General features: G+C 41.0%; 9 protein-coding genes. 1 reads left to right on the plus strand and 8 read right to left on the minus strand.

Translation table 11 applies throughout. From position 1 onward, the window contains the following. Positions 1-8: 8 nt before the first annotated feature. The 8 genes from D7Z94_RS07810 to D7Z94_RS07845 form a co-directional block, all read right to left on the minus strand. A complete protein-coding gene (locus tag D7Z94_RS07810; protein WP_120711017.1) occupies positions 9-1,574 on the minus strand; it encodes a sulfatase family protein in 1,566 nt (521 codons plus the stop codon). Positions 1,575-1,594: 20 nt separating this feature from the next. Continuing rightward, positions 1,595-3,331, minus strand: coding sequence for a sodium:solute symporter (locus tag D7Z94_RS07815; protein WP_120711018.1), 1,737 nt, complete (start codon positions 3,329-3,331; stop codon positions 1,595-1,597). 105 nt (positions 3,332-3,436) lie between these two features. Further along, positions 3,437-5,974 carry a PIG-L family deacetylase gene (locus tag D7Z94_RS07820; RefSeq protein ID WP_120711019.1) on the minus strand — a complete coding sequence of 846 codons (2,538 nt, stop codon included), beginning with the start codon at positions 5,972-5,974 and terminating at the stop codon, positions 3,437-3,439. Positions 5,975-6,063: 89 nt separating this feature from the next. After that, on the minus strand, positions 6,064-6,609 hold the full coding sequence (locus D7Z94_RS07825) for a mechanosensitive ion channel domain-containing protein (protein ID WP_120711020.1): 546 nt from the start codon (positions 6,607-6,609) through the stop codon (positions 6,064-6,066). A 5-nt stretch (positions 6,610-6,614) separates the two neighbouring features. Then, positions 6,615-7,568, minus strand: coding sequence for a septum formation inhibitor Maf (locus tag D7Z94_RS07830; RefSeq protein ID WP_120711021.1), 954 nt, complete (start codon positions 7,566-7,568; stop codon positions 6,615-6,617). A gap of 33 nt (positions 7,569-7,601) precedes the next feature. Further along, on the minus strand, positions 7,602-8,189 hold the full coding sequence (locus tag D7Z94_RS07835; protein ID WP_120711022.1) for a Maf-like protein: 588 nt from the start codon (positions 8,187-8,189) through the stop codon (positions 7,602-7,604). A gap of 6 nt (positions 8,190-8,195) precedes the next feature. Continuing rightward, entirely contained in the window at positions 8,196-8,723 is a 528-nt protein-coding gene (locus D7Z94_RS07840) for a KdsC family phosphatase (RefSeq protein ID WP_120711023.1), read from the minus strand. Then, entirely contained in the window at positions 8,707-9,471 is a 765-nt protein-coding gene (locus D7Z94_RS07845; RefSeq protein ID WP_120711024.1) for a Rossmann-like and DUF2520 domain-containing protein, read from the minus strand. Before D7Z94_RS07845 ends, D7Z94_RS07840 begins: the two co-directional genes overlap by 17 nt. 140 nt (positions 9,472-9,611) lie before the next feature. Here D7Z94_RS07845 and ccsA point away from each other — a divergent pair, with 140 nt between their 5' ends. Then, positions 9,612-12,797: a cytochrome c biogenesis protein CcsA gene (gene ccsA / locus D7Z94_RS07850; RefSeq protein ID WP_120711025.1), complete on the plus strand. Its 3,186-nt coding sequence runs from the start codon at positions 9,612-9,614 to the stop codon at positions 12,795-12,797. Positions 12,798-12,948 lie beyond the last annotated feature (151 nt).

Consider the following 12,948-nt stretch of genomic DNA (forward strand, 5'->3'; position numbering starts at 1 on the left):
GTTGGATTCTAATCCAGTTTTTCCTTTTCAAAATCGGTATCATTAACCCAACCTGTGTTCATTTCCTCACCATTCATGAATCTCTCGTAGAAATTACTTTCCTTACCTATATAGGGATAACTTTCAAAAACTTCACCATTTCCCAAAACACGTGGATCTTGTTGGGTTTCCAACGTTGTGAATAGCAGTTCTGAAAGCTCTGTTTTTATGGATTTCATTTCATCCATATCAGCCAAATTATCCATACATAAAGGGTCTTTCCCTATTTGGTAAAGTTCCTCTTCGGGCCTTTTTCCAAAGTTCATCTGCCAATATTCGGCGTTTTCTCCATTCCGCCTTAGATCAAGAATTACCGTTTTTGTGGGAGAACCATCCGTATTGAGATATCCTGTCTCCGGATTTCCTGCAGGCCATCGTGTCGGCTCAAAATTTTTGACATATAAATACTCTTCCTTTACGATTCCACGAATAGGGTAACCTTGGTCCTTGGGTCTGCCTACATCATGGCGTTCCTTCCCAAAAACAACAAAATCCCTATCCGTATTACTTTTTGAGTCGCCAAAAACATCGGTCAGACTTTTTCCTGGGGTAGGGGCCATTTGAGTCTTTTCCCATTCCAATCCGGCGATTTCGATAAAGGTAGGTGCGAAGTCAATGAAACTAACATACTCTTGAACTATCCTTCCTGGATTTTTGATTCCTTTGGGCCACATAATAGCCAACGGCAAATGGTTAGAAAGCTCATATTCCTGTCCTTTTATGCGAGGAAAGGGCATTCCATTGTCCGCAGTGACTACAATAATCGTATTCTCCAATTGGCCATTGGCCTCCAAAGTGGCAATTATTTTTTCCAGATGAAAATCGAAATATTCCACTTCATAAGCATAGTCCAGCATATCGGTTCTAACCATTTCGTTATCAGGCCAAAAAGCGGGTACTTCCGTGATATCCGATAATTCCTTTTTTCCTTTTCCAATACCTGTTCCATATTCATAGGCACGATGGGGTTCATAACCCCCATACCAAAAACACCACGGGGTATTGGTAGAGGCACTGTCCAAAAAGACCTCAAAATTTGCACTATAATCGTTTCTGGAGATTTTGGTCGTCGGTGGGTTGATTGTTTTGTCCTTATATGCCTTTCCCGTAAGCTCACGGGGTATTCCACTGGCGGATACCGCCTTACCCGGGCCCCAGCCCTTACCCGTAAACCCTGTGGTATATCCATTTTCTCCCAGAGCTTCCACATAACTTTTAAATTTCAATGGAAAGTTGTTCCAATGATTGGCAGCTTCCTCCAACTGCCATGAATTACGGCCGGTAAGAATCGCTGAACGAGAAGGGGCACATTTGGCGTTCGGTGTATAGGCGTTCATAAAGAGCAGGCCCTCTTTGGCTACCCTATCGAATGCCGGGGTCTTTACCCAATTTGTCCCGTAAGCACCCATATGGGGAAAGGAGGCATCATCGGCGATACAGAACAAAATATTGGGTCGTTGGTCAACTTCGATTTTTTTTTCGGAACATGAAAATAGACTCAACAGAACGAAAATTGAAATCGTAATCCTTTTCATTTTTTAAGCTTCTTCATTGATTAGGGTAACTTTGTGGATGGACCTTTCAAAATCCTATCAAACGCTTCAAAAATTATGGCGATTGAAATAACCAAAGCCGATCCGATGAAGTTTAACCATAGATACCCTAGTTTTTCCTCTCCGGATGGGTGGATATGTATTAGGTTATAATATAAGACAAAAACAATCAACTGTGTTAATAGGGCCGCAAAAAAGACGGCATTTCCCTTGACAAATTTTAAGAAAAAAGCCAATAAAAATATACCCAGTACATTACCATAAAATATGGAACCGATAATGTTGACCAATTGGATTAAGTTATCAAAAAGGTTGGCAATACTTGCGATGGCAATCGCTACAATTCCCCAAAGAAGTGTAAACAGTTTTGAAACGGTAACATAATGCTTCTGGCTGAAATCACCATTTTTGTTCCGCTTGTATAGGTCTAAAGCGGTAATAGTCCCCAAAGCATTGAGCTCCGAGGCGGTTGAGGACATTGCTGCAGAAAGAATAACAGCCAAGAGAAGACCGATCAAACCTGTAGGCAGATTGTTTAAAATAAAATGAATAAAGACATAGTCCTTATCGTTGGTCTCTACATCATTGTTGGCCTGCTGTATCAGCGCGCGCGCCGTAGCTCTATTGGTACTGTCTTTTTTATTTATGTTCATGATCTGGCGTTCGGCTTCCTCGACCGCCGTATATTCCTTTATCTCCAGCGCCACGGAGAATTTATTTTGAGCCATTCTTTTTTCATCCTCCAGTTTCTTCTGTCCTTCCTGAAGCAATTTATAATCTTCGGCATATTCCGATTCCATTACGGCCTGCGTGGCAGAGGGATTGAAGTTTAAGGGTGAAGGGTTATATTGATAAAAAACAAATACCATAACACCTACAAGAAGAATGAAGAATTGCATTGGAATCTTAAAAATACCATTAAAGACAAGCCCTAACTGACTTTCACGTAAAGATTTACCAGATAGATAGCGCTGAACTTGACTTTGATCCGTGCCAAAATAGGCCAACGCTAAAAACAGTCCACCCGTTATGCCGCTCCAAAAAGTATATCTGCTTTTTGGGTCAAGGCTAAAATCCAAAATTTCCAGTTTATTACTAGCACCTGCCACTTTCATGGCCTTATTAAAGGAAATATCGGCTGGGAGATATCCAAGAATGAAAAAGAAAGTAATGAACATACCCAACATGATCACGAACATTTGCTGTTTTTGGGTAACACTAACAGCCTTTGTACCACCGGAAACGGTGTAAATGATAACCAATATACCTATAATGATGTTGAGCGTTCGCAAGTCCCATCCTAGAACTGCGGACAAAATTATGGATGGCGCAAAAATAGTAATGCCGGCGGCCAGACCTCGTTGCACCAAAAAAAGTACTGCCGCCAATGTTCGGGTCTTAAGGTCAAAACGATTTTCCAAAAACTCATACGCTGTGTAAACCTTTAGCTTGTGGTAAATAGGAACAAAGACCAAACAGATAATGACCATAGCGATGGGCAGGCCAAAGTAAAACTGTACAAAACCCATTCCATCGTGGAAGGCTTGCCCCGGAGTGGACAAAAAAGTTATGGCACTAGCCTGTGTAGCCATTACGGAAAGACCTATTGTCCACCATTTGGCCTCGTTTCCACCACGAACATAGTCGTTTACATTGGAACTGCCTCTGGTTTTCCAAACCCCATAGGCAACAATGAACAATAAAGTTCCGGACAATATAATCCAATCTAAGGCTCCCATTTAGATAAAGGCTGTCATTATGTAGTAAAAGAAAAGAACATATATCAGATTAAGGATCAAGACCAAGGAGTATTCTTTTTTCCAAACTAATTTTTCCAGCATTGTCTATCCTTTTCCTTTTACTTGGGTATCCGTATCGATCTTTTCCTTTCCTAGCGAAAGCATGTTCGAGAATAATTTATAGGCACCGGGAACTCCGGCCGGTAGCTCCCTGAAAAAGCTTAACCCCGTATAAATATAGTGGCCCTTTCCATATGGAGCTACAATAAGGCTGCCGTTAGTCTTTGGTTCACCCTGATCGTTCATGGACAAAATCGGGGTAAACTCTCCGGACCATTTATTGGGAAAGTAAAGCCCACGTTCTTGTACCCATCCGTTAAAATCCTCATGGGTAATGGCGTTGGGAAAATTTACTATAGGGTGATTCTTGGCCAAAATCTCTACATTGGAATTTTCGTCGGTAACCCTATCACGGGATAGTGTAATAGGGTAGGGGGCAATATTAGGGAATTGAGAGTCCCATCTACCTGAAGTATTATATTGAACAATAAGGTTTCCACCATTTTTGGTGTAATCCAATAGGTATCGTTGTTTAAACTTTAATTCGTCCACAACATTATAAGCCCTGATACCTACCACTAAAGCATCGAATTTTTTTAAGTTCTCAGGGGTAATATCCTTTGGATCCACAAGATGAACGGTATACCCGATCTGCTCCAAACTCTCCGGGACCTTGTCCCCAGCTCCCATAATGTAACCGATATTTTCCCCTGTTTTTTGAATGTTTAACCGAACTACTTTGGCTTCCGATGGCAGCAGTACGGATTGAGTAGGAATATGGTCATAGGAAATAGTAACCAATTCTTTCGAAATTTCACTTCCATTGATTTTGACCAAAGGCGTGATGTAACTTTCATCCTCATAAGAGGGCGGTATCATTGAAAAGATCAATGTCTGTTCGTCTCCTTTCTTTGCTATTTTGAAGGACTTTATTTCTTGTTCTACCGTCCAGCCCTTGGAAAAGCAAAGCTGAACCTTCCCCTCAACACTATCAGCATGCGCCTTTACGGTAATTGGAATCTTCTTAGGTTCGGCATTGGCAAAGATCAAAACCTTATCATCGAAACGTGCCGTAGCTTTGGGCAAAATTTCAAAGGGGCGATAGAGTTCCCCTTTATCCCTTTCCGAATAGCGATGTACCACAGGCTTTTTGAAGGATATTGAATTTCCATTGAAATCGAGTACAAATTGGGCTTCAAAGGGCTTGGGGGTTTCCGGCTTTCCGATCCATTCTTGTTTTTCCACGGAATACATACCCAGGCTACCTTTTTTATTTAGCCAGTAGGGACTTGTATAGGCCGTATTTTTAGGAACTTCAAGATTAAGCGTAAGATTAAATTTTTGATTTTCCTTTAGGGCGATGTCTTTTTCGTCCGTCATTTTACCGGACAATAAGACCGATTTCAGCACTACATCCACCTTACTTCGGTTAATAGCCTCTATATCTATTTCAACCGACTCTCCGGGATTTGTATAAGATTCAGCGGCCGAAGCCTCAAGATAAAGCCCTGTTACGTCCAGAATAAGCTTCTTGATCTCTTTGGACTTAATTTCCCGCCAGTGATCGTCCTTAAGTTCCTTAATCAATTCATAAGCCTGTAAAAGCTCATCAATATGTTCCGCTGGGTCCATAAAATTAAAGGTCTTTTCTACTTGGGTCAGGATGGCACCAATGGCTGCTCCACCTTCTAGACGTGACCAACTTGTATCCACCCCTTCAAAAATATTGGTCTTATCCTTGGGTAGCGTTCCCTTTATGAGTTCAAGGTATTCGTTTTCTGATCCCCGGACGGACAATGTTCCAAATCCTTGGGATCTATGTTGACTTCTAGATCGGGACGCTATTTCATTGTTAGAAACGCCCAAAACGGGATAATAGGTGCCAATGTCCGCGGTCAGCATCTTGGATTTATCCGCTTTTTCAAAGTTCTCCCTACTTCCATAGAACCACCAAAATGTATTAAAGAACAACCTTTTGGGTTGCCAAGTCTCCGTATAGGTAAGCTGTTCAGGATATTCTTTAGGGTCTCCCGTTAAATCAAATGCCTCTACACTTAATAGGGCAGATGAAGTATGGTGGCCATGCGTAGTTCCGGGAGTCCTGTGATCAAATCGATTGATAATGACATCGGGTTTAAAATTCCGAATGGCCCAGACCACATCCGCCAAGACCTGGTTTTCGTTCCATATTTTCAGCGTTTCCTTCGGATGTTTGGAATACCCGAAATCATTGGCACGGGAAAAGATTTGCTCCCCACCATCAATTCGACGGGCGGCCAAAAGCTCTTGGGTACGGAGTACGCCCAAAAGTTCCCTAAGCTCTGGGCCTATCATATTTTGTCCGCCATCTCCTCGAGTAAGTGACAAATAGGCTGTTCTGGCCTTTTTCTCATTGGCAAAATAAGATATAAGCCTGGTATTTTCGTCATCAGGATGTGCCGCGACATATAAAACCGATCCCAAAAAATTTAATTTTTGGAGGGATTGAAAAATTTCGGAGGAGGGAGTATTTTTAGCGGTTTGGACATGGCCTTTGAAGGGACTTAGCAGAAGCACAGCAAAGAATACCAAAATATGGCGCATATCAAAGGGTTTTGTCGGCGACCAAATATAGAAAGATTAAAATGGGATGGAATTACATTTAGAACTTCTTTAACAAACTAACAAATTTCCTATTCACCCTTAATTTCTTTAGTGGCATCAATAAGTGCCACGGCTTTTTGGAGGAGAAGATTGTTTGGATAGGTCAAGAGTTCACCATTGTCTTTTCTTAAATACATATGGTAGGCCTTTATATCTTCAATAAGATAGGTCTCGTAATTTGCTTCTTTATCGGCTATGTCCTTATCCATTATTCTTATTCGGTCACCAATTTTGTAGGGGAAGGAAAAAAACAAAATAACCCCTGCGGTAATATTACTTATGATGGACCATTGCGCAAAAAGCGCCACTCCTATTACGGCGAAAACCGAAGAAAATATGAGCCCCAGATCTTTTATGTTCACGCCCCATATTAAGGTTAACGCTACTACACCAATAATAGTAATGGCAATAGATACATACTTGATTATAAGTAAGGTACGGGCTCTGTTTAGGTCACTGATCTTGCCGACCTTCCGAATGGCCTTCTCAAAAATAAACCTCAGTACCAATAGGACAACCAAGGTAGCCAAGGTTGCTATTAATTCCGTCCTGTAGTCAAAAAAGATATTTTCCATGAAGATTATAACCCTAGACTATCGCGCAAAGATACGTGCTCATTTCCATTTTTTTGCCAATAGGGCGATTTTATGGATTTGATTCTCTTGGCCTTTGAGGTCATGGTTTTAGCCCCTTCACCATAACCGCTGATGAAGGTTTCCGTCCAACCTTCAATGGTATACGGGAAGGCTGTAGAAAATTTGATTTTAAGTGTTCTTTGTAATTCTGGATAAACAATGAGGTATTCACTTTCTTCACCGTTTTCGGTCAAACTAGCATTGGCATTATAGGATTTTAATTCTTTATGGGAGAGTCTAATGTATTCCATGGAAGGTACAATCTTAAAATCCCCGATAGGTAAATCTTTCGGATCGATTCGAATTTTGTTCCATAATTCATTTTCCAAAGTAACCTTGTCCAGAGTCAAGTTTTGGTCCGCCTCAGATTCAAAATAGGAATGGGACATTACTTCAAATTGATCTCTATTGTTCAATTGGGCATAGACTTGTCCACACCATTCCTGTGCAGAAAATGTAATCTTCAATGCATGTGCATTGTCATGAACGGGATAAAAACTACTACTCATAATGGAATATGGGTACACCCCGGTAAGGTATTTCTTTGTGCTATTTAGTTTTAACACGGGGATGTTATCTGACTTGTGGGCATCCGCCTTTACCTGTTTATCAGCGGAAAAAGGCTCAGTGACAAAGACTAAAACAGCATGCCCGTCCCGCATTTGTCCATATCGCGGCTGCTGCAAAGCATAGGAGGTTATCTCGGCTTGGCCAGAGTACCAATACTCCTTAAATTCCTGGGAAAGTTTCTTTTTGGGCTTTTCAATAGTAGTTTTCGTACCTTCATTCAAGGCAATGTCCTTGTTTTCTTCAACACCACTTTCCTTACATGAATCCATAGTGGTCACTACAATTGCAAATAACACTATGGCCAATTCAAACTTGATCCATTTTTTCATTACGTCAGTTTTTTCAAAATTACCGAAAAAGCATCAACCCACCATATCAGTTAACGTTTTGTAGACCAAATGAGTGGGCAGGCCTACCACATTTGTATAAGACCCTTTAATTTTTTTAATAGCTATTAGACCTATCCAATCCTGTATGCCATAACCTCCAGCTTTATCAAAAGGTTCATAGGTATTCACGTAAAACTGGATTTCCTCATCGGTAAGCTTTTTGAATTTAACTCTAGTAGTCTCCGTAACTATCCTTTGTTTGGATGTGGTTGTAAAACACACAGAGGTAATAACTTCGTGCCAATCCCCGGAAAGTGTTTTGAGCATGGCGAAAGCGGCGGCAGTATTGACCGGTTTGGCCAAGGATTTTTCGTTGTGCCAGACCACTGTATCCGAGGTTATTAATATTTCGTTTGGCTTTAGTTCACCATTGAAAGCCGTTGCTTTTAATTGCGCCAAATAGTAGGGAATTTCAGGTCCTTTCAGCTGCGCGGGGTGTTTTTCTTCAACGGGCCTTAAACGGATCTCAAAATCCAGCCCTAGTTCTCTAAAAAATTGTTGTCGCCGCGGTGAACCTGAAGCTAAAATTAATGCGTAATCCTTTAACCTTTCCTGTAACATTGGGTCTTAGACCTTTTGGGTTTCAATGGGACTATACCAATGCCCTTTCACTTTTAAGACTTGTTCTATAACGTCCCTTACACAACCATTGCCCCCATTTTTGTGTGAAACATATTTGCAAATGGCTTTCACCTCTTGTACTGCATTTTGCGGGCATGTGGGAAGGGCCACCTTTTGTAGGGGAGGGATATCTGGCAGATCATCTCCCATATATAGTACATTATCCGGATCTATGTCTTGTCCTCTTAAATACTCTTCCAGGGGTGCGACTTTATAATGGGCTCCCATGTAAATGTGGTTTACCCCCAATCCTTTTAATCGCTCCCGAACCCCTTCATTGCTACCTGCTGTAATAATGCATACATTATACCCTTTATCAATGGCCGTCTTAAGGGCGTAGCCATCCCTAACATTCATTTGTCTTAGCATTTCTCCGGAAGTGGTGACCAAAAGTGTCCCGTCCGTAAATACTCCGTCAACATCAAAGACAAACGTGGTAATATCCTTTAAAATTTCCTTATAGTTCTTTTCCATAGGTTTCTTGTATAGACCGACTCAATAATCGGTAAATCTCTTTGTGGTTTTCTTCTTTTAGTAAATCGATATGTTTTTGCATCGTACCTTTATCCGTTCTACGTGCCGGTCCGGTCTGGGATTCATAGGGCGAAAGCGTTTCAATTTTTTTTACGGTCTTGGAAATCAAGGGTTTCAAAATATCGAAAGAAAGGTTGCTCTTTTCACAGATTTCATGTGCAATATGGAACATATGATTGGAAAAATTATTTGCAAAAACGGCAGTTAAATGAAGCTTTTTACGTTGTTCCGAATCAACAAAATATACCCTATTGGAAATGAGCGAGGCCAATTTATGCAATAGTTGCCCATCTGCTTCAACTTTGGTTTCCAGACAAATGGGGACTTCCTTAAAATCTATAGGTTGCCCTTTGGTAAAAGTTTGTAACGGATAAAAAACGCCTGTTCTTAAGTTTGACGGTAATTCGTTCAATGGAGCACTCCCCGAAGTATGAATCACCAGTCCCTTTTTGTCCTTTAGAAACTGGGATACGGTGGAAATGGCATCATCGCTTACCGCTATTATGTAAATATCCGAATCCGTGATTGATTTGAAATCTGAGGAGGCTTTGGTTTTGTTCCTGTAATAGGCAATTGCATCCAGATTACGCCCTATTACCTGGTTCACTTTGATTTCTTTGTGTTTTGAGAAAGTATCCCATAGATGTTTGGCGACATTTCCCGTACCTAATATGGAGATTGAAATCATACGCAAATTTAGAGATATTATTACACCTTTAATTCATTTATCTTTAACAGTTTTGTTTAAGCTTTTAATTGGGTATTGCCTATTTAAAATCATAAAAAGACCGTATTTTTGCCTTCTTTAAATGTAAATCCTTCGGCCAAATGACAAAATTGCTAAAAGAAATTTTCTTTTCCACACGTCTAATGGCAGTTCTTTTCCTAGTTTTTGCAACGGCCATGGCTTTTGGTACATTTATTGAAACTTGGTATAGCACAGAGACTGCTAGAATATGGATTTACAACGCATGGTGGTTTGAGGTCATTATGGCCTTCTTTGTTATTAATTTCATAGGTAATATATTCAAATACAATCTGTTACAGTGGAAAAAGTGGCCGGTGCTTGTTCTTCATCTTTCATGGATACTGATAATAATTGGGGCATTTATTACGCGTTATGTCAGTTATGAAGGGATGATGCCCATTCGGGAAGGGAGCACTGAAAAGGTTTTTTATTCGGACAAGACCTACCTTAAGGCTTATGTAGACGGGCAAATTGATGGGGAACCGAAACGTAAAATCCTTGAAGACGATTTGATCGTTACCGCAGAGGGCCTAAAATCGAACCTTCCCTGGGAGATGGACTTTAACGGGCAACCCTTTACCATTTCATATGTGGATTTCATTGATGGGGCCAAGGAAGGGCTGGTAGAGGATGAAAATGGCAAGGAATATCTAAAGATTGTAGAGGCTGGAGATGGGCAGCGGCATGAACACTATTTGGAGAGTGGTAAGGTGTCCAGCATACATGGTGTACTTTTCACTTTGAATAAGGAAACCGGAGGAGCCATAAATATTTTCGTTACGGACAGTACCTACCAAATAAGCTCCCCATTCGAAGGTAACTTTCTCCGAATGGCAGATCAGTTGCAAGGAACGCTGGTTAAGGATAGTTTACAGGACTTACAATTGCGCTCCCTTTACAATACCGCTGGAATGCAATTTGTAATTCCGGAACCTGTAGTCAAAGGTTCTTATGGCGTAGTTAAGGTTCCTGAATCCCAAATTACTGAAGCTACTTTGGATGCTCTAGTGGTTGAGGTTTCCGCAGGGGGAGAGACCGTCCAAAAAAAATTGTTGGGGGGGAAGGGTACTTCGAATCTTACGGAAAAATTTAATGTAGGCGGACTCGATTTTATGCTTGGGTATGGCTCCAAGGTACATGAACTTCCGTTTAGTATACAATTAAACGATTTTATCGCCGAGAAATATCCAGGTACAGAAAAAGGATATGCTTCCTTTATGAGTAAGATTACCGTTAAGGATGAACGTCCTTTTGACTATGATATTTTTATGAACCATGTATTGGACCATAAAGGATATCGATTTTTTCAGTCTAGTTTCCATCCGGATGAAAAAGGTACCGTACTATCCGTAAATCATGATCAATGGGGTACCTGGATTACCTATATAGGCTACTTTTTACTTTATTTTGGTTTATTGGCTATTATGTTTTTTGGTAAGACCCGTTTTAAGGATTTAGCCAAATCCCTGGAAAAAATAAGGGTAAAGAAAGCGGCAATGACCATCCTGGTCTTGTTGGGATTTGCAATGCCTGTCTTAGGGCAGGAACATTCGGATAACGATGGGCATAACCATAACATTGGACCTGACCAAAAACAGATAGATTCCGTTCTAGAGGCTACTACCGTATCCAAGGAGCATGCGGAAAAATTTGGGAAATTGGTCATCCAGGACGAGGGAGGAAGGATGAAACCCATCAATACCTTCTCCTCGGAACTGCTGCGAAAATTAAGCCTAAAAGATACTTATAAGGACATGAATGCCAATCAGGTGTTCCTTTCCATGATGTTAAATCCGGTGGCCTGGTACAATACGGAATTCATTGCCTTGGATAAAAAGTCTAAAAATGATAGTATTCGGAAGGTTATAGGAGTGCCCAAAGGTCAGGACTATGTTAGTGCCACTGACTTTTTTGATGAAAAGGGACGTTACAAACTGGAACCATTTCTTATGCAGGCGACAGCTACAAATATTCCCGATAAATTTGAACAGGATTTTAAGGATGCACATATTCGTGTGAGTTTGCTAAATCAGGCCTTAAGCGGACAGATTATCAAGATTTTTCCTTTGTTGAATGATGAGAATAATAAATGGATTTCTACAGTAGAATATCGAACAGGCCAATATCAGGTAGCCGATTCCTTATATGCAAATTTTATCCAGAATGCCCTTCCGTATTATTTGGGGACCCTACAAAAGGCAAAGCAAACTGGCGACTATACGGAGGCCGATAAGCTCTTGTCTGCCTTTAAACAGAATCAAAAAAACCACGGTAGCGAGGTATTGCCCCCGGACAAAAAAATCAATACTGAAATCATCTACAACAAACTGGACATTTTTAACCGATTATGGTGGCTATATTTGGCGGTAGGCCTTCTATTATTTTTTGTATTGATTTTTAGGATTTTTAAGGATCGGGAGATATGGAAAATAGGAACCTACTTTCTTATGGGCTCAATTATTCTTCTGTTTCTTTGGCACACAGCTGGATTGATTTTACGTTGGTACGTTTCTGGCCATGCTCCATGGAGTGATGCTTATGAAAGCATTCTTTATGTAGCTTGGGCTACCATTGCCATTGGATTGGCGTTCGGCAGAAAAAGTGATATGACCATAGCCGCCTCAACCTTTGTAGGAGGTATGTTGTTGATGATAGCCAATTGGAATTGGGTAGATCCTTCCATTGCTAATTTGGTGCCGGTGTTGGACAGTTATTGGTTAATGATTCATGTAGCCGTTATTGTTGGAAGCTATGGTCCATTGTTCATAGGGGCCATTTTGGGCCTTGTAAGCCTATTGTTGATTGTACTCACCACAAAGGAGAATAAGAAACGGATGGAAATCAACTTAAAGGAATTGACCATTATAAACGAGTTGGCCCTAACGGTTGGGCTAGTTATGCTTACCATTGGGAACTTCCTTGGAGGTCAATGGGCCAATGAGAGCTGGGGCCGTTATTGGGGCTGGGATCCCAAGGAAACCTGGGCCCTTATATCCATTATGATCTACGCCTTTGTCATCCATACCCGTTTGGTACCTGGGCTCCGCAACAGGTGGTTGTTCAACTTTCTTAGCTTAATTGCCATTGGAAGTATAATGATGACCTATTTGGGCGTCAATTATTATCTGGTCGGTCTCCATAGCTATGGCCAAAGTGGGGCTGCCGCCATTACCCCGGACTATGTTTGGCACATGGTATTGGGTGCCTTGATTTTGGGCGGGGTCAGCTACTGGCGATATAGGGTAAATTACGGAACATCTCGCTGAGGCAAATTTTAGGATTTCTCTCTTTCTCGCTTCTAATTATTCGCTACCCTTTTCGTATTTTTAAGGAAGGTGGGAAAACTCCTAGGAATTTATGTAAAGTCGTTCGTATTGAAAGTTTTGTGTATTCTTTCAATTAGTTTTTGGCAAATTC

Source organism: Ulvibacterium marinum (assembly GCF_003626755.1).
Classification (GTDB): Bacteria; Bacteroidota; Bacteroidia; order Flavobacteriales; family Flavobacteriaceae; genus Ulvibacterium; species Ulvibacterium marinum.